The sequence below is a fragment of the Streptomyces sp. yr375 genome (assembly GCF_900110755.1).
Taxonomy (GTDB): domain Bacteria; phylum Actinomycetota; class Actinomycetes; order Streptomycetales; family Streptomycetaceae; genus Streptomyces.
The window spans coordinates 1-19792 of record NZ_FOFF01000002.1; the positions used below are offsets into that span (position 1 = coordinate 1).

Here is a 19792-nt window from a genome sequence, read left to right on the forward strand (position 1 = left end):
AGCCTGCTTCGAGATGAGTATTCCCACCCCCTTTGAGGGGTTAAGGCTCCCAGTAGACGACTGGGTTGATAGGCCGGATGTGGAAGCCCAGTAATGGGTGAAGCTGACTGGTACTAATAGGCCGAGGGCTTGTCCTCAGTTGCTCGCGTCCACTGTGTTGGTTCTGAAACCACGAACGGCCCCACACCTATTGGTCACGGTGTGGTGCGGCTGGACAGTTTCATAGTGTTTCGGTGGTCATAGCGTGAGGGAAACGCCCGGTTACATTCCGAACCCGGAAGCTAAGCCTTACAGCGCCGATGGTACTGCAGGGGGGACCCTGTGGGAGAGTAGGACACCGCCGAACTCCTTTTAGAGCTCTGGCTCTTGGGCATACAGCCCGAGAGCCAGAGCTTTTTTGCGTTGGGGTATGGTCAGGGGGCATCGTTGGCTCATTTCCTACTGGAGGCCCCCGGGTGGAGGTCCAAGAGACCCGTGTCCAGACAAACCGGGTCCTCACCATCCCGAACATCCTCAGCATGGCGCGTCTCGTCGGCGTGCCCCTGTTCCTGTGGCTGATTCTCCGGCCCGAGTTCGGAGGCCCGCAGAGTGACGGCTGGGCTCTTCTCGTGCTGGCTTTCAGCGGGGTCAGTGACTATCTGGACGGCATGCTCGCGCGGCGCTGGAACCAGATCAGCAGCCTCGGCCGGCTCCTCGACCCGGCTGCCGACCGGCTCTACATTCTCTCGACATTGGTCGGTCTCACCTGGCGGGAGATTCTGCCTATCTGGTTGACCGCTGTACTTCTTGCGCGTGAGCTGGTTCTGCTGGTGATGGTGGGCATCCTCAGGCGACACGGCTATCCGCCGCCGCAGGTGAACTTCCTGGGGAAGGCGGCCACCTTCAACCTCATGTACGCCTTCCCGCTGCTTCTGCTCAGTGACGGGAGTGGCTGGCTGGCGTCACTCGCTGCGATTTTCGGATGGGCGTTCGCCGGATGGGGTACAACGCTCTACTGGTGGGCAGGAGTCCTCTACGTGGTACAGGTCCGCCGTATCGTTCGTGCGGACGCCATGGCCGACTGAGCTCGCCGATTGGCAGTAGTAGCAGTGGCTCGATGGCCCGCGGCAGAAAAGTGCGGGACAATCTGGACGGGTGAAGTCGGCTAGACCGTCGTCTCTTTAGGAGGACGCTTCCGACATGAAGGCCGTCGTGATGGCCGGAGGCGAAGGCACACGCCTTCGCCCCATGACCTCAAGTATGCCCAAGCCGCTCCTGCCGGTGGTCAACCGGCCGATCATGGAGCACGTGCTGAGGCTGCTCAAAAGGCATGGGCTCAACGAGACCGTCGTAACTGTCCAGTTCCTGGCGTCGTTGGTCAAGAACTACTTTGGCGACGGCGAAGAGCTCGGAATGGAGCTCAGCTATGCCAATGAGGAGAAGCCGCTAGGTACCGCCGGGAGTGTGAAGAACGCTGAGGAGGCGTTGAAGGACGACACCTTCCTCGTCATCTCCGGTGATGCCCTCACCGACTTCGACCTCACCGAGCTGATCAGCTTCCACAAGGAAAAAGGCGCGCTGGTCACCGTCTGCTTGACGCGGGTGCCCAATCCCTTGGAATTCGGCATCACCATCGTCGACGAAGAGGGCAAGGTCGAGCGTTTCCTGGAGAAACCCACCTGGGGCCAGGTGTTCTCCGACACCGTGAACACGGGCATCTACGTCATGGAGCCCGAGGTCTTCGACTACGTCGAGGCCGATGTGTCCGTCGACTGGTCGGGCGATGTCTTCCCGCAGTTGATGAAGGAAGGCAAGCCGATCTACGGGTTCATCGCCGAGGGCTACTGGGAGGACGTCGGCACGCACGAGAGCTACGTGAAGGCCCAGGCCGACGTGCTGGAGGGCAAGGTCGACGTCGAGATCGACGGCTTCGAGATCTCCCCGGGCGTCTGGGTGGCCGAAGGCGCCGAAGTGCATCCCGATGCCGTACTGCGCGGGCCCCTGTACATCGGGGACTACGCGAAGGTCGAGGCCGGCGCCGAAATCCGCGAGCACACCGTCGTCGGATCCAACGTCGTCGTGAAGAGCGGGGCCTTTCTGCACAAGGCCGTCGTGCACGACAACGTGTACGTCGGGCAGCACAGCAATCTGCGGGGCTGTGTCGTCGGAAAGAACACCGACATCATGCGGGCTGCCCGGATCGAGGACGGCGCCGTCATCGGGGACGAATGCCTGATCGGTGAAGAATCGATCGTGCAGGGGAATGTGCGGGTCTATCCCTTCAAGACCATCGAAGCCGGCGCGTTCGTCAATACGTCGGTGATCTGGGAGTCGAGGGGACAGGCGCACCTCTTCGGCGCTCGCGGGGTGTCCGGAATCCTGAACGTCGAGATCACGCCCGAGCTGGCCGTGCGTCTCGCCGGGGCCTACGCCACGACGCTCAAGAAGGGGGCCACCGTCACCACGGCCCGGGACCACTCCCGTGGCGCCCGTGCGCTGAAGCGGGCCGTCATCTCCGCGCTCCAGGCCAGTGCGATCGACGTACGCGACCTGGAGAACGTACCGCTGCCCGTGGCGCGGCAGCAGACCGCGCGGGGGAGTGCCGGCGGGATCATGATCCGGACCTCGCCCGGGGTGCCGGACTCCGTGGACATCATGTTCTTCGACGGGCAGGGCGCGGACCTGTCGCAGGGCAGTCAGCGCAAGCTGGACCGGGTGTTCGCGCGGCAGGAGTACCGGCGGGCGTTCCCGGGAGAGATCGGGGACCTGCATTTCCCGGCCAGCGTCTTCGACTCGTACACCGGGTCGCTGCTGCGGAACGTGGACACGACCGGGATCTCCGAGTCCGGGCTCAAGGTCGTGGTGGACGCCTCGAACGGCAGCGCCGGACTGGTGTTGCCGAGTCTCCTCGGGAAGCTCGGGGTGGACTCGCTGACCATCAACCCCGGTCTGAACGAGGCCAGACCCACGGAGACGGGTGATCAGCGGCGCTCCGGGCTCGTACGGCTCGGGGAGATCGTGGCCTCGTCGCGGGCCGCGTTCGGTGTGCGGTTCGACCCGGTGGGTGAACGGCTCTCCCTCGTTGACGAGAAGGGCCGGATCATCGAGGACGACCGGGCGCTCCTCGTGCTGCTCGACCTGGTGGCCGCCGAGCGGCGCAGCGGGCGGGTGGCGCTGCCGGTGACCACGACGAGGATCGCCGAGCAGGTGGCGGCGTATCACGGGACGCAGGTCGAGTGGACGACGACCTCGCCCGACGACCTCACGCGGGTCGGGCGGGACGAGACGACCATCTTCGGCGGCGACGGCAAGGGCGGGTTCATCGTCCCGGAGTTCAGCAGTGTCTTCGACGGTACGGCGGCCTTCGTGCGGCTGATCGGGCTGGTGGCGCGGACGCAGCTCACCCTCAGCCAGATCGACGCGCGGATTCCGCGGGCGCACGTCCTGAAGCGGGATCTGGCGACCCCGTGGGCCGTCAAGGGACTCGTGATGCGGCGGGTCGTCGAGGCGGCCGGAGACCGCTTCGTGGACACCACCGACGGTGTTCGGGTGGTGGAGACGGATGGGCGTTGGGTGATGGTGCTGCCCGACCCGGCCGAGGCCGTCACCCATCTGTGGGCGGAGGGGCCGGACGACGCGTCCGCGCAGGCTCTGCTCGACGAGTGGTCGTCGGTCGTGGACAGCGCCGGACGCTGAACCACGCGCACGCGCGCGTGCCGGACAGGTGTCCCCCAGGGGGCCTGTCCGGCACGCCGGTGGGGCCATTCGGAGGTACTGGGCGCGACGTGCGACGATGAGCGGCATGCCGCAGCCGCCCCCCGTTCGGAGCACACCCGCGCGCGCGTCGCGCCCGGACGCGTCCATGTCGCTGCTCACCAACGTCATGGACCACAGCCTCGACGACGGGTATGCCGAGGCCGCCGCCCGTAAGCGGGCCGAAGGCGCGGGCGGGCTGCCCAGGACGGTGCGGGCGAAGCTCGGTCTCGCCGGCGGGCTGGTGCTCGCGGCCCTCGTGGTCACCGTGGGTGCGGCGCAGGCGCGGGTGGCGGCTCCGGTCGTCGCCAAGGAGCGTGAGGAGCTGATCGACCGCATCGACAGCGAGACCAAGGCGGCCGACGCGCTCGAGAGCACCGTCGACAAGCTGCGCGACGACGTGAGCGCCCGGCAGCAGCAGGCGCTCAAGCAGAGCGGCGGCAGCGACCAGGCGGACCTGGTGGGCATCCTGTCGGGTGCCGTCGAGGTGCACGGCCCAGGCGTCAAACTGGTGGTGGACGACGCCAAGGAGGCCACCACGGGCGGTGACGGCGACCCGCGTGAGACCTCCGGTTTCTCCGACACCGGGCGGGTCCGGGACCGTGACATGCAGCGCGTGGTCAACGGACTGTGGGCGTCGGGTGCCGAGGCCGTCTCGATCAACGGACAGCGGCTGACGGCGCTGTCGGCGATCAGGGCCGCGGGGGACGCGATACTGGTCGACAACAAGCCGCTGGTGCCGCCGTACACGGTGCTCGCGGTGGGGGACGGGAAAAACCTCAGCACCCGGTTCCAGAACAGTGCCGACGGGCTGTATCTCAACGCCCTACAGGAGAACTACGGCATCCGGACGGCCATCTCCGTGGTGGACGACGTCCGGCTGCCCGCCGCACCGAGTGTGATCGTACGTACAGCACAGCCGAGAACTGAGAAGGACGCATCGTGATCGCCGTACTGGGCCTCGTCGTGGGAGTCGTGGCGGGCCTGTTGGTCCAGCCGGAGATTCCGGCAGCCGTCGTGCCTTATCTGCCGATCGCCGTGGTGGCGGCGCTGGACGCCGTGTTCGGCGGGCTGCGGGCCATGCTCGACGGGATCTTCGACGACAAGGTGTTCGTGGTGTCGTTCCTGTCGAACGTGGTCGTGGCCGCCCTGATCGTGTTCCTGGGCGACGAGTTGGGCGTGGGGTCGCAACTGTCCACGGGTGTGGTGGTCGTCCTCGGTATCCGGATCTTCTCCAACGCCGCGGCGATCCGTCGGCACGTCTTCCGGGCGTGAGGCCGATGAGCAATCAGGATGAGGCGCCCGAGAACAGGCTGCGCAAGGAGCTGCCCGAGGAGGTGCCCGTGACGCCGTCCGTGGGCGACGGGGCCGAGGAGTCGGCCGCGCCCGTGCTGACCGGTCGGCAGCGGCTGGTGCAGGGGCTCTGGCCGCCGCGCGTGTCGCGGGCCCAACTCATCGTGGCCCTGCTGCTGTTCGGTCTCGGCTTCGGCCTGGCCGTCCAGGTCGCCTCCAACAGCGACAGCGGAAACGCCCTGCGCGGCGCACGTCAGGAGGATCTTGTGCGCATCCTCGATGAACTGGACGACCGCAGTCAGCGTCTTGAGGACGAGAAGCAGGGCCTCGAGAAGCAGCAGCAGGAGCTGGAGAACAGCTCCGACCAGGCCGAGGAGGCCCGTAAGCAGACGGTCGAGAAGGAGAAGCAACTCGGCATTCTGGCGGGCACGGTGGCCGCGCAGGGGCCCGGCATCACGATGACCATCGAGGACACGAAGGGGACGGTCAAGGCGGACATGCTGCTCGACGCCATCCAGGAGCTGCGCGCGGCCGGGGCCGAGGCGATCCAGGTGAACGGTGTGCGGGTGGTCGCCGGCACGTACCTGACGGATTCCGGCAAGAGCGTGAGCGTCGACGGGAACAAGATCAACGCGCCCTTTCGTTTCAAGGTCATCGGTAACCCGCAGGACCTCGAGCCGGCTCTGAACATCCCTGGAGGCGTGGTGCAGAATCTCGAGAAGGAGCAGGCCACCGTGACCGTCGAGCGGTCGGACAAGATCGTTGTGGACGCCTTGCGAGCGGCGAAGCAGCCTGACTACGCTCGGTCGTCGGCGCAGTGAACCGGGGGTGCATGGGGGGCGTCAGGCAGGGGCATGAGGTTGCGGGGGGTCGACGCACCGATCGGGTGGTGCGTGGTGGAAACTGTCTGGTGGACATGGACGTTGTGAAGGTGTCCGGGTCGGCCGGTGTAATCAGTCAGGGTTCGTCCTGCCCCACGGGCGGGTCTGTTTCGGTCAAGGGGAATCGCCCGTGAAGTTGTTTGCGAAGTTGTTCGGCAAGAGCGCGCGAGAGGGCAGCGACAACGCGACCGCTCGTCATCGCGCACAGCCCGACGCAGAGGGTCAGCGGCCGCTGTTCAGGGACCAGGTGGACGGTCCGGGCGGCGATGTCTCCGGAGGTCAGGGTGGAGCGTCGGTTGACCCTGCGCAGTCCGGCGGCATAGGTTTCGGCCAACCGTCAACCTCAAGTACGGGTGGAGGGTTTTCCCCTATGTCGGCCCTGGTGTGCACGAGGTGCGGCAACCGCAATGCGGAGAACAGCCGCTTCTGCTCCAACTGCGGCGCGCCGCTGCGTCCCGGGCTGACGCCCGAGCGGGCGTCGGAGACGACCTCCACGATCTCCATCTCCGGTCTCGAGGCGTACGACGCCGAGGTCACCGGCCAGACGCAGTTGCCCGCGCTCTCGCCCGAGGCGCAGGCCGCGGTCGACGCGCTGCCGCTGGGTTCGGCGCTGCTGGTCGTGCGCCGCGGTCCGAACTCGGGCAGCCGCTTCCTGCTGGACGGCGACCTGACCACGGCCGGCCGGCACCCGCAGAGCGACATCTTCCTCGACGACGTGACGGTCTCGCGTCGCCATGTGGAGTTCCGGCGCAACCCGGACGGCACGTTCAGGGTGGCGGACGTCGGCAGTCTGAACGGCACGTACGTCAACCGGGAGCGGATCGACGAGGTCGCTCTGTCGAACGGTGACGAGGTGCAGATCGGCAAGTACCGGCTGGTTTTCTACGCGAGCCAGCGGGGCTACTGACCCTCCCCCGGGCGCCGTCCGGGGGGACCCCCAGGGAAGGTCCATGCTTCGAACACCGAGGGGCGGTGCCGGACAGGGCACCGCCGCCGCGGACGGTGGTCCGATGAGCATCGGCACCGTGCTGAACGCGCTGCGTGACGAGTTCCCCGAAGTCACCATCTCCAAGATCCGTTTCCTGGAGTCGGAGGGGCTCATCGAGCCGCAGCGGACCCCTTCGGGGTACCGCAAGTTCAGCGCGGAGGACGTCGAGCGCCTCGGTCACGTACTGAGGATGCAGCGGGACCACTACCTGCCGCTCAAGGTCATCCGCGAGCACTTGGACGCCATGGAGCGCGGCGAGGCCGCGCCGTTGCCGACCGTGGGCCGACAGCGGGACGGTGAGGCGGTGCTGGAGGTCTCGGACACGCCCACCGTCGCCCGGATCGGCCGGTCCGAGCTGCTGGCGGCCGCGGGGATCGGTGAGCCCGAGCTCGTGGAGTGGGAGTCGTACGGGCTCGTCGTGCCGCTGGAGGACGGGGTCTATGACGCCGAGGCGGCCACGGTGGCCGCCCTGGTGGCCGAGCTGGGCAGGTTCGGGATCGAGCCCCGGCATCTGCGGGTGATGAAGGCCGCGGCCGACCGTGAGGCCGGGCTCGTGGACCAGGTGGTGGCCCCGCTCAGGCGGCACCGCAATCCGCAGACCAGGGCCCATGCGGAGGCCCGTACGAAGGAGCTCGCGGGGCTCACGGTCGCGCTGCACGCGGCCTTGGTGCAGACGGCGCTCGGGGTACGGCTGCCCTGAGCGGGGTGGTTCGCCCTTGGCGGATCGGTCGCCCGTTCCCGGCCCGACTACCCAAACGTCCCGGGCACGGCCTAGGGTTGCTGTGTGAACGAGCTCGATGTCGTAGGTGTCCGGGTCGAGATGCCCTCCAACCAACCGATCGTGCTGCTGCGCGAGGTGGGAGGCGACCGTTACCTCCCCATCTGGATCGGACCGGGGGAGGCGACGGCGATCGCCTTCGCCCAGCAGGGCATGGCCCCCGCGCGGCCGCTGACTCACGACCTGTTCAAGGACGTGCTGGAGGCCGTCGGCCAGGAGCTCAGCGAGGTGCGCATCACGGATCTGCGGGAGGGCGTCTTCTACGCGGAGCTGGTCTTCGCCAGCGGGGTCGAGGTGAGCGCGCGGCCGTCCGACGCCATAGCGCTGGCGCTGCGCACGGGGACGCCGATCTACGGCAGTGACACGGTGCTCGACGACGCGGGGATCGCCATCCCGGACGAGCAGGAGGACGAGGTGGAGAAGTTCCGCGAGTTCCTCGACCAGATCTCGCCCGAGGACTTCGGCACCAGCAACCAGTAGCCGGCACAGTCGCGTGCTGTGGGCGCGTGACGTGGGCGTCCTGTCGGCGGGGGCGCCCGCCCAGGTCACGGCAAATGCCAGCGGCGAGTGAGAGCGTCCTACGGCTACTTCTCAGCGCATTCGGCTAGCCTTTCCCCGCGGTGGGGTGCGGGAAACCACTCCTAGGGTGATTATCACTCGGCGTGCCGAGTGTGGCGATCGTTGACGCACCCCTGGTGACTGCCTACCGTCGAGAAGGCAGGTCAAGGACGGAGGTCGGCGTGAGAACCAGCGGCGACGGTACGGCTGGGGGTGCCCCCGGATTCGGTGTCGGGGGGAGCGGTCCGTACCCTCCCTCAAGCTCTCAGCTCCGGTCGGGCCGGGGGTGTTCCCCGCAGGGCGGCGCGGCCGATCAGGCTCCGCATCGACCGGCGGCCGTGCCGAGCAGCGGAGGGGCGACGTCCATGGCGTCCGAGCAGATCGGCTATCGCGGCCCGACGGCCTGTGCGGCCGCGGGCATCACCTATCGGCAACTGGACTACTGGGCGCGCACCGGGCTCGTCGAGCCGAGCGTGCGGCCCGCCCACGGGTCGGGTACGCAGCGGCTGTACAGCTTCCGGGACGTCGTCGTACTGAAGATCGTCAAGCGGTTCCTCGACACTGGGGTGTCGCTGCAGAACATCCGCACCGCCGTGCAGCATCTGCGGGAGCGCGGGTTCAGCGACCTGGAGCGCATGACGCTGATGAGCGACGGCGCCACGGTCTACGAGTGCAGCTCGCCGGACGAGGTCCACGCGCTGCTCCAGGGTGGTCAGGGCATCTTCGGGATCGCCGTGGGCGTGGTGTGGCGGGACGTCGAGAGCGCGCTGTCGCAACTGCACGGGGAGCGGGTCGACACCGGGGAGACGCTCGTCGGGCACAACCCGGCGGACGAGCTGGCGCGGCGGCGCAACCGGGCGGTCTGAGGCTCCTCGCCGGGCGCGAGGGGTGGCGCGGGCCTCGTTGTCAGTGGTGTGGTGCAGCATCGGACATGTGAGAAACGCGCCCACGATCCTGCATCTCGACATGGATGCCTTCTTCGCGCAGGCGGAGCAGGCGTCGAAGCCGAGTCTGCGCGGGAAGGCCGTGGTCGTGGGCGGTCTGGGGCCCCGTGGAGTGGTCGCGACCGCCTCCTACGAGGCGCGGGCCTTCGGGGTGCACTCGGCGATGCCCATGGCGCAGGCGCGCAGGCTGGCTCCGAACGCCGCCTATCTCGTCCCGCGCTTCGCGTTCTACCGGTCGATCAGCGAACAGGTCATGGGGTTGCTGGGGGCGCTGTCGCCGCTGGTGGAGCCGCTGAGTCTGGACGAGGCCTTCGTGGACCTGGAGGCCGGGGAGGCGGCGTGGGACGGCGAGTCGGCGCGGCTGGCCGGCGTCGGACTGCGCGCGGAGATACGGGCCGTCACCGGGCTCACGGGTTCGGTGGGCCTGGCCTCGTGCAAGATGCTCGCGAAGATCGCTTCGGAGCAGGCGAAGCCCGACGGTCTGGTGCTCATCGAGCCGGGGACCGAGCGGGCGCTGCTCGGCCCCATGCCGGTGCGGACCCTGCCGGGGGTCGGCCCGGCGACCGGGGACCATCTGAGGCGGGCCGGGATCCTCACGGTCGAAGAGATCGCCGAGGCCGGTGAGGACGAGTTGGTGCGGCTCCTGGGCAAGGCCCATGGGCACGCCCTGTACGCGATGGCGCTGGCCCGTGACGACCGGCCCGTGGTGGCTGAGAGGGAGACCAAGTCGGTGTCCGTCGAGGACACGTACGACGTGGACATCCACGACCGGGTCCGGGTCGAGCTGGAGGTGCAGCGGCTGGCGGACCGGTGTGTGCGGAGGCTGCGGGGGGCTGGTCTTTCGGGGCGGACCATCGTGCTGAAGGTGCGGCGGTACGACTTCTCCACGCTCACCCGGTCCGAGACCCTGCGCGGGCCCACGGACGATCCGTCGGTGATCCGGGAGGCGGCGGCCCGGTTGCTGGACTCCGTGGACACGACGGGTGGGGTGCGGCTCCTGGGGGTGGGCGTCAGCGGTCTGGCGGACTTCACGCAGGAGGACCTGTTCGCGCAGGCGGCGGAGGTGCGGGTGGCCGGGCCCGAGGAGGAGATCGCGGACGAGCCCGTCGGTGAGGAGGCGGCACCGGTGGAGCACGAGTGGCGCCCGGGACACGACGTGCGGCATGCCGTGCTCGGCCACGGGTGGGTGCAGGGCAGCGGGCTGGGCCGGGTCACGGTGCGGTTCGAGACGCCCGAGTCGGAGCCGGGCCGCGTGCGGACCTTCCGGACCGAGGACCCGGAGCTGGCGCCGGCGGATCCGCTGCCGCTGGTGCGCCGAAGGCCTGAGGAGGGCGGCGGGGCGGCGGTCGGAGCGCATGATGAGGATTCCGGGTCGCCGGTGGCGGGATCCGGGAACTCTCGGTGAGGCGGATCAGTTACACAGAGTGAAGCGGCTCGAAGTGTGGGGTGAGTCGGAGTGGCGGCGGTGTCCCGCGAGGTGACGCCGGTGAGGGAAGGGGGGCCGTATGAAACTGCACGGAGGCCGGTTCGCGGATCAGGCCGGGGTGTCGCCGGAGCGTGAGGCCGAGATGCTGCAGGTGGTGGACCGGGTCACTCGGTGGTCCGGGAATCGGAGCGACGTGGTCGGGCTGCTCCTGGTCGGGTCCTGGGCGCGTGGGGTCGCGCGTCCCGACTCGGACGTCGATCTCGTGCTGCTGTCGACGGCCGCTGCCCGGTACGGCGACGACGACGCCTGGAGGCGCGAGTTGTCCCTGGGGGAGCTGGTCCGCGTCCAGGAGTGGGGGGCCGTCACCGAATGGCGGTATGTCACCGGATCCGGTCTGGAGGTCGAGGTGGGCGTCGGTTCTCCCGACTGGGCGCGGACCGATCCGCTCGACGCCGGCACACGGAAAGTCGTCACGGACGGCGCACGACCGCTCTACGACCCTGCCGGGATACTCGGGGCGCTCATACGGGCCTGCGGCTGAGGGGAAGAGGGGATCAGGGGGCCTTCAGCCCTCGTCGGTGCCCGCCAGTCGGCCGAAGTCGTGGTCGGGGAGCGGGGGCGGGGCGGCCACGTCGAGGCTGTAGTGGTGGTAGAGCTGGAGTTCCTGCTCCGGCGAGAGGTGGCGGCCCACGCCGAAGTCCGGGGCGTCCTTGATCAGGGCCCGGTCGAAGGGGATGTGCAGGGTGCCCTCGACCAGCTCGCTGGGCTCCAGGGGCACGAAGGCGTCGCGGGAGAACAGGCCGGTGCGTATGGCCGCCCACTCGGGCACGCCGGTGGCGTCGTCGAGGTAGACCTCGTCGACGGTGCCGATCTTGGTGCCGTTGCGGTCGAACGCCTTGCGGCCGATCAGGTTGCGCGGATCGATGTCGGTCTGCACGGGCCCTCCACTTGGTCGCAAACTCATCCGTAAGCACTACAAAAGAGCACATTGGGACGGGCGGCCACTCGAGAGGGTGATGTTGACCTCGCTGGTAGTCTGACAACGGCTGCTGACCCCGTGCGGGAGAGTCCTCCAGACATCATCGGAGGCGCCGAAGGAGCAAATCCTCCCCGGAATCTCTCAGGCACACGTACCGCACGGACGAGGTCACTCTGGAAAGCAGGGCGGGTTGCCGACGGCGTCGACGGCTCCCGCTCTCACCGACGGTGAAAGCCGGCTGCCCTCGGGCGGCCGGTGAAGCTCTCAGGTTGAGATGACAGAGGGGGAGGCCGTCCGGGTACCCGCGCCGTGGTGACCCTCGAAGGTCGTGTCAGACCAGGAGGCCTCCGTAATGACCGCCCATCGCATTCCACTCTCCGAGCTCGAACAGGGAATCCCCTTCGAGCAGCGCCACATCGGGCCCGATAACGAGGCGCGGGCCAAGCTGCTCGCGCAGGTCGGCTACGGCTCGCTCGACGAGCTGACCGCCGCCGCCGTCCCGGATGTGATCAAGAACGCGGACGCGCTGGACCTGCCGGGTGCGCGCACCGAGGCCGAGGTGCTGGCCGAGCTGCGCTCGCTGGCCGACCGCAACCAGGTCCTCGACCCGATGATCGGGCTCGGGTACTACGGGACGTTCACGCCGCCCGTCATCCTGCGCAACGTCATGGAGAACCCGGCCTGGTACACGGCCTACACGCCGTACCAGCCGGAGATCTCGCAGGGCCGGCTCGAGGCGCTGCTGAACTTCCAGACCATGGTCGCCGACCTGACCGGGCTGCCGACCTCGGGCGCGTCGCTGCTCGACGAGGGCACCGCCGCCGCCGAGGCGATGGCGCTGTCGCGGCGGATGGGGAAGAACAAGAAGGGCCTCTTCCTCGTCGACGCGGACGCGCTGCCGCAGACCATCGCCGTGATCCAGACCCGCGCCGAGCCGACCGGCGTGGAGGTCGTCGTCGCCGACCTGAGCGGCGGGATTCCGGCGGAGCTCGCCGCGCGCGAGATCAACGGTGTGCTCGTGCAGTACCCCGGCGCCTCCGGTGCCGTACGCGACCTCGAGCCGCTGATCAGCCAGGCGCACGGGCTCGGCGCGCTCGTCACGGTCGCCGCGGACCTGCTCGCGCTGACGCTGCTGAAGTCGCCCGGTGAGCTGGGGGCGGACATCGCGGTCGGTACGACGCAGCGGTTCGGGGTGCCGATGGGCTTCGGCGGGCCGCACGCGGGCTACATGGCGGTGCACGAGAAGTTCGCGCGCAGCCTGCCCGGGCGGCTCGTGGGGGTGTCCGTCGACGCGGACGGGCACAAGGCCTACCGGCTCGCGCTGCAGACGCGTGAGCAGCACATCCGGCGGGAGAAGGCCACCAGCAACATCTGCACGGCGCAGGTGCTGCTGGCGGTGATGGCGGGCATGTACGCCGTCTATCACGGGCCCGACGGGCTGCGGGGGATCGCCCTGCGCACGCACCGGTACGCGGCGATCCTCGCCGCCGGGCTCGCGGCAGGCGGCGTCGAGGTCGTGCACGGGGCGTACTTCGACACGCTGACCGTGCGGGTGCCGGCGAAGGCCGCCGAGATCGTCGCCGCGGCGCGGGAGGAGCACGGTGTCAACCTGCACCTCGTCGACGCCGACCAGGTGTCGATCGCCTGTGACGAGACGACCGCGCGGGCGCAGGTGGCCGCCGTCTGGGCCGCCTTCGGCGTGGACGGCGACATCGAGTCGCTCGACGCGGCGACCGGCGACGCCCTGCCCGCCGGGCTGCGCCGGTCGGACACGATCCTGACGCACCCCGTCTTCCACCGGCACCGCTCCGAGACCGCGATGCTGCGCTACCTGCGCCGCCTCGCCGACCGGGACTACGCGCTGGACCGGGGCATGATCCCGCTGGGCTCCTGCACCATGAAGCTCAACGCGACCACCGAGATGGAGCCGGTCACCTGGCCAGAGTTCGGGCAGATGCACCCCTTCGCGCCGGCGGAGCAGGCGGAGGGCTACCTCACGCTCATCCGTGAGCTGGAGGAGCGGCTCGCTGAGGTCACCGGGTACGACAAGGTGTCGTTGCAGCCGAACGCCGGGTCGCAGGGGGAGCTGGCCGGGCTGCTCGCCGTCCGCGGGTACCACCGGGGCAACGGGGACGAGCAGCGGACCGTGTGCCTCATCCCGTCCTCGGCGCACGGCACCAACGCGGCCAGTGCCGTCATGGCGGGCATGAAGGTCGTCGTCGTGAAGACCGCCGAGGACGGCGAGATCGACGTCGAGGACCTGCGGGCCAAGATCGAGCGGCACCGGGACGAGCTGTCGGTGCTGATGATCACCTACCCGTCCACGCACGGGGTGTTCGAGGAGCACGTCGCCGACATCTGCGCCCAGGTGCACGAGGCGGGCGGGCAGGTGTACGTCGACGGCGCGAACCTCAACGCGCTCGTCGGGCTCGCCAAGCCGGGGCACTTCGGCGGGGACGTCTCGCACCTGAACCTGCACAAGACGTTCTGCATCCCGCACGGTGGCGGCGGCCCGGGCGTCGGGCCGGTGGCCGTACGGTCGCACCTCGCGCCGTATCTGCCGAACCACCCGTTGCAGCCCGCCGCCGGGCCCGAGACGGGTGTCGGGCCGATCTCGGCCGCGCCCTGGGGGTCCGCGGGGATCCTGCCGATCTCCTGGGCGTATGTGCGGCTCATGGGCGGCGAGGGGCTCAAGCGGGCCACGCAGGTGGCGGTGCTCAGCGCCAACTACGTCGCCAAGCGGCTGGAGCCGCACTACCCGGTGCTCTACAACGGGCCGGGCGGGCTGGTCGCGCACGAGTGCATCATCGACCTGCGGCCGCTGACCAAGGCGACCGGGGTGAGCGTCGACGACGTCGCCAAGCGGCTCATCGACTACGGGTTCCACGCGCCGACGATGTCGTTCCCGGTGGCCGGGACGCTGATGATCGAGCCGACCGAGTCCGAGGACCTCATCGAGCTGGACCGTTTCTGCGAGGCGATGATCGCCATCCGCGCGGAGATCGAGAAGGTCGGGTCGGGGGAGTGGCCGGCCGAGGACAACCCGCTCCGGGGCGCGCCGCACACCGCGGCCGCGCTCGGCGGGGAGTGGGAGCACGCGTACACGCGCGAGGAGGCCGTCTTCCCGGCCGGTGTGACCGCTGCCGAGAAGTACTGGCCGCCGGTGCGCCGTATCGACCAGGCCTTCGGTGACCGCAACCTGGTCTGCTCGTGCCCGCCGCTGGACGCGTACGAGGACTGAGCGAGTGCATGCGGGGCCCTGCCCGGAACGGTTCCGGGCGGGGCCCCACACGCGTGCTATGCCGTCGCCAGGGACACTTCGGTGGCCTTGATCAGTGCGATGACGTCGGAGCCGACGAAGAGGCCGAGGTCGGTGGCCGCGTCCGTGGTGATCACCGCGGTGAGTTCGCCGCCCGGCACGGAGACCTTCACGGAGGCCATGGCCGCGCCGGTGGTGAGTCCGGTGATGGTGCCGGGGAGCCGGTTGCGGATCGAGAGGCCGGCGACCTGGCCGGTGGACAGGGCGACCTCCGTCGACTTCACCAGGGCGTGGACGGCGGTGCCGGCGGTGAGGCCGAGTTGGTCCACGGCCTCCAGGGTGATGGCCGCCATGAGGTCCTGGCCGCCGTCCAGGTGGATCCTGACGGTGGCCATGACCTCGCCGGGGTGGACGGCGGTGACGGTGCCGGGGAGCTGATTGCGGATGCTCAGGGTCATGGGCCCCAACGGTAGGCGGCCGGGGCGTATATGCCGGGTATGTGTGGTTGTGCGTCGTCTGGGTGCGGAGGTGTCTCTCAGGACAGGTCCGAGGCCTCGAGGACGGCCAGGGTGATCGTGTCGTCGATCTCGTGGCGCAGGTGTTCCAGCACGTCGGCGCCTTCGCGCAGGGTGCCCTGTGCCAGGGAGTGGCGGGCGCCCGTGTCCAGGTCGTGCCAGAGCAGCGGGTTGCCCGTGAGGACGCGGGGGTCGAGCTCGAGCCGTTGTCCGTAGGCGTCGTGCAGGACCAGGTGGGCGGAGGCGCCGGCGTACTGGCGGACGGCGACCAGCGCGTCGGTGCGCACCCGGCGCCGGTGGAACGGGCCGCTGACCGCCAGCCAGCCGGGGCCCGCGCTGACCTTCGCGGGGAGGAGCACGGCGAGGACGCCGGCGGACAGGGTCGGCCACAGCAGGGCGCGCGGGAGGGTGAGGGTCTCGGCGTCCCAGTCGACCAGGAACGTCAGCGCGCAGAAGCCCAGCGCGCAGCCCACGGCGAGCCGGACGCCGGCGCGCCGGTGGCGGTCGACCATCGGGTACGGCGGTCCGCTGCCGATGCCGCCGCCGCGGCCCTGTCCCCGTCTTCGTTCCAGCCCTTGCATGGGGCCGACGCTAGGCGGCCCGGCGGGGTGCGGGGAGGGGCGCTGACGGTCTTCTGACGTCGTGGGGGCCGATCCTTACGGGTTTCTGACGGTGCACCGGCCGGTCCGCGTCCTCACGGGTCAGCCGGTGTGGACGCGGGGGCGGCGGGCGCGGTCGGGTTCCGCCTCGCGCAGGACCTCTCGGGTGACCGGGGCGACCTCGCCCTGGCCGAAGAGGAAGAAGCGCAGGAAGTTGGCGAAGGGGTTGCCCTCGGTCCACTCGAAGTAGATGTGCGGGATGCGGCCGGTGGAGTCGCGGGTGTGCAGGAGCAACGCGGCCAGGGCGTTGGAGATGGAGGAGGACTCCAGGGTCAGGACGCGATAGCGGTTGTGCAGGACCTCGCCGCGTACGGTCAGGCCGGACTCGAACTCGGAGGGGTCGAGGACCGTGACCTCGACGAAGACGAAGTCCTCCTGCTCGGGCATGTCGTTGTCCTGGCGGATCTGCTCGATCTTGTCGCGGTACTCGGCCTTGTCGCGCCGGTCGGGCTCGTTGGCGATGAACCGGATCTTGCGGCTGGCCATGTCCCGGATGAAACGTTCCGCCATGTCGTCGAGCGTCACGCTCGTCACGCGGAGCTCGAAGGCGCGGGCCAGCCGGGAGAGGAGGGAGACCAGGACGATGCCGGCGATGAAGCAGGCGCCGATCTTGACGCCGTCGGGGCGTTCGAAGACGTTCGCGACGGTGACGTAGAGGAAGACCGCGGAGATGACGGCGAAGCCGATCGTCCAGCCGCGCTGGCCGGCCTTGCGGGCGGCGATGGTGACGGCGATCGCGGCGGAGCTGATGAGGACGAGGACGCCGGTGGCGTAGGCGCCGCCCTGGGCGTCGACGTCGGCGTCGAAGATCCAGGTGACCAGGAAGGCGATGAGGGTGAAGACGATGACCATGGGGCGCACGGCGCGGGCCCAGTGCGGGGCCATGCCGTAGCGGGGGAGGTAGCGGGGCATCAGGTTGAGCAGTCCGGCCATGGCGGAGGCGCCGGCGAACCAGAGGATGGCGATGGTCGAGACGTCGTAGACCGTGCCGAAGGCGTTGCCCAGGTACTCGTGGGCCAGGTAGGCGAGGGCGCGGCCGTTGGCCTTGCCGCCGTCCTCGAACTCCTTCTCCGGGATCAGCCAGGTGGTGATGAAGCTGGTGGCGATCAGGAAGACGCTCATGATCAGGGCGGCGGTCGTCAGCAGCTTCTTTGTGTCGCGGATGCGGCCCATGGGCTGCTCCTCGGTGTCCCCGTCGTCGCCCTGGACGTGGGGCATGACCGCGACGCCGGTCTCGAAGCCGGACAGGCCGAGGGCCAGTTTGGGGAAGACCAGCAGGGAGACGCCGATCATCGCGAACACGTTGCCGTGCTCGGCGGTCAGGGCGCTGGACCAGTCGGTGACCACATGGCCCTCGGTGAACACGTGCCACAGGCCGACGATCACGACGACGACGTTCAGCCCGAGGTAGACGATCACCAGGGCGACGGCGACGCCGATGGCCTCCAGGAAGCCCTTGAGGAACACCGCGCCGAGCAGGGCGACCAGGATGAGCGTGATGAGCATCTGCTGCCCGTGCAGGGTGCTGGTGAGGTGCGGGTTCTCGACGAGGTGGGTCGAGGCGTCCGCCGCGGACAGGGTGATGGTGATCAGGAAGTCGGTGGCGGCGAACCCGAGCAGGGTCAGGACGAAGAGCTTGCCCTGCCAGAAGGAGAGCAGCCGTTCCAGCATCGAGATCGAGCCCTCGCCGTGCGGGCTCTCCTCGGCCACCCGCCGGTAGACCGGCAGGGCGCCGGCCAGCGTGACGATGACGAGCACGATGGTCGCGATGGGGGAGAGCAGGCCGGCCGCGAGGGCGGCGATGCCCGGCTGGTAGCCGAGGGTAGAGAAGTAGTCGACACCGGTCAGGCACATCACCCGGTACCAGCGCTGCCCCTTGTGCTCGGGCTGGGACACCGCCTTGGTGCCCGGGGCGGGCTGCGGGGCGTGGCCCTTGCCCATGTCGGACAGGCCCTCCAGCATCCAGGTGCGCAGGCGACCCGGGGGAGGGTGTTCGGTGGTGGCCATCGGCGTGCTCCTGATGTGCGGCTCAGAGACTCAGTGGCAGAGACACCCAGTGGCTCACTGGTTCGGAGACTCGGCGGCTCGGCGTGTGGTTTCGGCCATCACGCGGACGGCGGGATCAGCGTAAGCGGAGAGTGACGCCGGGGCCCACGGATCTTGGGCCGGATGGGCGTCAAGCTTCCGTTAAGACTGGTCGCGGGGGTGCACGGCGCCCGTGTCGTGGCCGGTGTCGCGCGCGGACGGGTCTGCTTCCGGCCGCCGGACGCGTCGGCGCGCACCCGCACCCCGCTTCGTAATGTTCGCCGACTGATCCGAATGTTTCGGTGTTGGTCGAGGCTCCTTCGGGCGCTGTTCCGTGAACGGGCCCCCGGATTCCCTGTGTTCAAGGGGTTGCCACCCCTTGGAGGGTGTCTCTAGGGTGCGGCAGCAGCGAAGCTTTCTGGATCTGGTTCGAAACTTTCGATCTACCAAGGAGCGCATGATGGGCGACCCGGCATTCTCCCGCCGCGGTTTTCTGGCGGCCTCCGCCGCGGCCGGTCTGAGCATGACGGCACTGAGCGCCTGCGGCGGCGACTCGGACGGGGGGTCGTCGGGGACGACCACGATCGAGTGGTGGAACATCTCCACCACCCAGCCGGCCAAGGGTGTCTGGGCCGCTCTGGCCAAGCAGTTCGAGGCCCGGAACCCCGATGTGAAGATCAAGATCGTGCAGTTGGAGAACGACGCCTACAAGTCGAAGATGACGGCGCAGACCGCCTCGGGCAAGCTCCCGGACATCTTCCACACCTGGGGCGGCGGTGTCCTGAAGCAGCAGGTGGACGCCGGGCTCGTCGAGGACCTCACGGACCGCACGAAGGGCTGGGGGGACAGCCTGCTGTCGGTCGCCCGCGAGCCGTATCTGCTGGACGACAAGGTGTACGGCGTCCCGTTCGACATCGGCATGATCGGGTTCTGGTACAACAAGGCCCTCTTCAAGCAGGCCGGTGTCAGCGCGCCGCCCACCACCTGGAGCGGCTTCCTCGACGCCGTGCGCAAGCTGAAGGCCGCCAAGATCACCCCGCTCGCCCTGGCCGGCAAGGAGAAGTGGCCCGGCATGTACTACTGGGCGTACCTCGCGATGCGCACCGCCGGCATCGACGCCCTGCGGAAGGCCGACGACGCCAAGGACTTCACCGGGGACGGGTTCGTGCAGGCCGGGCAGCACCTCCAGGACCTCGTCGACCTTCAGCCGTTCCAGAAGGGCTTCCTCGGGGCCGCCTACTCCAGCCCCACCGGCCAGGCGGCCGCCGTCGGCAACGGCAAGGCGGCGATGGAGCTCATGGGCCAGTGGGCGCCGGCGGTGGAGGCCGACGCGGGCAAGGGGATCGGCGCGGACCTCGGTTTCTTCCCCTTCCCGGCGGTCGACGGCGGCAAGGGAGTGATCACCGAGGTGTTCGGCGGCGGCGGCGGGCACGCCCTGCGCAAGGGGGCCCCGCAGGCGGCCGCCGACTTCCTGAAGTTCTTCGCCTCGGCCGCCACGGACACCGAACTGGTCAAGAAGACCGGGGTGCTGCCCGTCGTGCCGGGTGCAGAGAGCGCCATCACCGACCCCAACATCCAGGCCGTACAAGCCCAGTTGAAGGCCGCCACCGGTTTCCAGCTCTACCTCGACCAGGCGTACGCGCCCGCCCTCGGCCAGGAGGTCAACGACAGCGTCGCCGCCCTCATCGCCGGGTCCAAGTCGGCCCAGCAGGTCACCGAGTCGATCACCAAGGTCGCCAAGGAAGAGCAGTAGCA

General features: G+C 69.3%; 17 protein-coding genes, 2 rRNA genes and 1 riboswitch. Of the genes, 15 read left to right on the forward strand and 4 right to left on the reverse strand.

What is annotated here, in order from left to right; all coding sequences use genetic code 11:
- The 13 genes from BMZ82_RS02425 to BMZ82_RS02485 all read left to right on the forward strand — a co-directional run.
- Positions 1-137: ribosomal RNA gene (locus BMZ82_RS02425) — 23S ribosomal RNA — on the forward strand; the annotation flags it as partial.
- 92 nt (positions 138-229) lie between these two features.
- A 5S ribosomal RNA gene (gene rrf, locus BMZ82_RS02430) occupies positions 230-346 on the forward strand.
- A 109-nt stretch (positions 347-455) separates the two neighbouring features.
- Positions 456-1064: a cardiolipin synthase ClsA gene (locus BMZ82_RS02435; protein WP_093771161.1), complete on the forward strand. Its 609-nt coding sequence runs from the start codon at positions 456-458 to the stop codon at positions 1062-1064.
- 115 nt (positions 1065-1179) lie between these two features.
- Positions 1180-3675, forward strand: a complete 2496-nt coding sequence (locus tag BMZ82_RS02440; protein WP_093771163.1) for a mannose-1-phosphate guanyltransferase — start codon at positions 1180-1182, stop codon at positions 3673-3675.
- 106 nt (positions 3676-3781) lie between these two features.
- On the forward strand, positions 3782-4678 hold the full coding sequence (locus tag BMZ82_RS02445) for a DUF881 domain-containing protein (RefSeq protein ID WP_371270945.1): 897 nt from the start codon (positions 3782-3784) through the stop codon (positions 4676-4678).
- Positions 4675-5007: a small basic family protein gene (locus tag BMZ82_RS02450; protein ID WP_030798533.1), complete on the forward strand. Its 333-nt coding sequence runs from the start codon at positions 4675-4677 to the stop codon at positions 5005-5007. Before BMZ82_RS02445 ends, BMZ82_RS02450 begins: the two co-directional genes overlap by 4 nt.
- A 5-nt stretch (positions 5008-5012) precedes the next feature.
- The gene (locus tag BMZ82_RS02455; protein ID WP_093771167.1) at positions 5013-5846 is read left to right on the forward strand and encodes a DUF881 domain-containing protein; all 834 of its coding nucleotides are present in this window, start codon (positions 5013-5015) and stop codon (positions 5844-5846) included.
- 82 nt (positions 5847-5928) lie between these two features.
- Positions 5929-6813 carry an FHA domain-containing protein gene (locus tag BMZ82_RS02460; protein WP_093771169.1) on the forward strand — a complete coding sequence of 295 codons (885 nt, stop codon included), beginning with the start codon at positions 5929-5931 and terminating at the stop codon, positions 6811-6813.
- Between the two features lie 43 nt (positions 6814-6856).
- Positions 6857-7594, forward strand: coding sequence for a transcriptional regulator FtsR (locus BMZ82_RS02465; protein ID WP_093771171.1), 738 nt, complete (start codon positions 6857-6859; stop codon positions 7592-7594).
- A gap of 84 nt (positions 7595-7678) precedes the next feature.
- On the forward strand, positions 7679-8152 hold the full coding sequence (locus BMZ82_RS02470; protein WP_093771173.1) for a bifunctional nuclease family protein: 474 nt from the start codon (positions 7679-7681) through the stop codon (positions 8150-8152).
- Positions 8153-8412: 260 nt separating this feature from the next.
- Complete coding sequence (locus BMZ82_RS02475) at positions 8413-9096, forward strand: MerR family transcriptional regulator (RefSeq protein ID WP_177244349.1); 684 nt, start codon at positions 8413-8415, stop codon at positions 9094-9096.
- Between the two features lie 67 nt (positions 9097-9163).
- Positions 9164-10579 carry a DNA polymerase IV gene (locus BMZ82_RS02480; protein ID WP_177244350.1) on the forward strand — a complete coding sequence of 472 codons (1416 nt, stop codon included), beginning with the start codon at positions 9164-9166 and terminating at the stop codon, positions 10577-10579.
- Positions 10580-10679: 100 nt separating this feature from the next.
- Positions 10680-11141 carry a nucleotidyltransferase domain-containing protein gene (locus BMZ82_RS02485; RefSeq protein WP_093771177.1) on the forward strand — a complete coding sequence of 154 codons (462 nt, stop codon included), beginning with the start codon at positions 10680-10682 and terminating at the stop codon, positions 11139-11141.
- 24 nt (positions 11142-11165) lie between these two features.
- Here the strand turns inward: BMZ82_RS02485 and BMZ82_RS02490 are convergent, their stop codons facing one another.
- Positions 11166-11537, reverse strand: a complete 372-nt coding sequence (locus tag BMZ82_RS02490; protein WP_093771179.1) for a PRC-barrel domain-containing protein — start codon at positions 11535-11537, stop codon at positions 11166-11168.
- 113 nt (positions 11538-11650) lie between these two features.
- Positions 11651-11746, forward strand: a riboswitch (glycine riboswitch).
- 185 nt (positions 11747-11931) lie between these two features.
- Here BMZ82_RS02490 and gcvP point away from each other — a divergent pair.
- A complete protein-coding gene (gcvP, locus tag BMZ82_RS02495) occupies positions 11932-14820 on the forward strand; it encodes an aminomethyl-transferring glycine dehydrogenase (RefSeq protein WP_093771181.1) in 2889 nt (962 codons plus the stop codon).
- A 56-nt stretch (positions 14821-14876) separates the two neighbouring features.
- On the opposite strand, the gene BMZ82_RS02500 is transcribed toward gcvP, so the two are convergent.
- The 3 genes from BMZ82_RS02500 to BMZ82_RS02510 form a co-directional block, all read right to left on the reverse strand.
- Positions 14877-15296 (reverse strand): TOBE domain-containing protein, encoded by a 420-nt coding sequence (locus BMZ82_RS02500; RefSeq protein ID WP_093771183.1) that lies wholly within the window; start codon positions 15294-15296, stop codon positions 14877-14879.
- Positions 15297-15373: 77 nt separating this feature from the next.
- On the reverse strand, positions 15374-15934 hold the full coding sequence (locus tag BMZ82_RS02505) for a hypothetical protein (protein WP_093771185.1): 561 nt from the start codon (positions 15932-15934) through the stop codon (positions 15374-15376).
- Between the two features lie 120 nt (positions 15935-16054).
- Positions 16055-18019 (reverse strand): APC family permease, encoded by a 1965-nt coding sequence (locus tag BMZ82_RS02510; protein WP_093771187.1) that lies wholly within the window; start codon positions 18017-18019, stop codon positions 16055-16057.
- 478 nt (positions 18020-18497) lie between these two features.
- Here BMZ82_RS02510 and BMZ82_RS02515 point away from each other — a divergent pair, with 478 nt between their 5' ends.
- On the forward strand, positions 18498-19790 hold the full coding sequence (locus BMZ82_RS02515) for an extracellular solute-binding protein (protein WP_093771812.1): 1293 nt from the start codon (positions 18498-18500) through the stop codon (positions 19788-19790).
- Positions 19791-19792 lie beyond the last annotated feature (2 nt).

Coding starts and splice junctions, on each gene's coding strand:
- BMZ82_RS02440 (WP_093771163.1), top strand. CDS start 1,180: ATGAAGGCCGTCGTGATGGCCGGAGGCGAAGGCACACGCCTTCGCCCC.
- BMZ82_RS02445 (WP_371270945.1), top strand. CDS start 3,782: ATGCCGCAGCCGCCCCCCGTTCGGAGCACACCCGCGCGCGCGTCGCGC.
- BMZ82_RS02455 (WP_093771167.1), top strand. CDS start 5,013: ATGAGCAATCAGGATGAGGCGCCCGAGAACAGGCTGCGCAAGGAGCTG.
- BMZ82_RS02465 (WP_093771171.1), top strand. CDS start 6,857: ATGCTTCGAACACCGAGGGGCGGTGCCGGACAGGGCACCGCCGCCGCG.
- BMZ82_RS02485 (WP_093771177.1), top strand. CDS start 10,680: ATGAAACTGCACGGAGGCCGGTTCGCGGATCAGGCCGGGGTGTCGCCG.
- gcvP (WP_093771181.1), top strand. CDS start 11,932: ATGACCGCCCATCGCATTCCACTCTCCGAGCTCGAACAGGGAATCCCC.
- BMZ82_RS02500 (WP_093771183.1), bottom strand. CDS start 15,296: ATGACCCTGAGCATCCGCAATCAGCTCCCCGGCACCGTCACCGCCGTC.
- BMZ82_RS02505 (WP_093771185.1), bottom strand. CDS start 15,934: ATGCAAGGGCTGGAACGAAGACGGGGACAGGGCCGCGGCGGCGGCATC.
- BMZ82_RS02510 (WP_093771187.1), bottom strand. CDS start 18,019: ATGGCCACCACCGAACACCCTCCCCCGGGTCGCCTGCGCACCTGGATG.
- BMZ82_RS02515 (WP_093771812.1), top strand. CDS start 18,498: ATGGGCGACCCGGCATTCTCCCGCCGCGGTTTTCTGGCGGCCTCCGCC.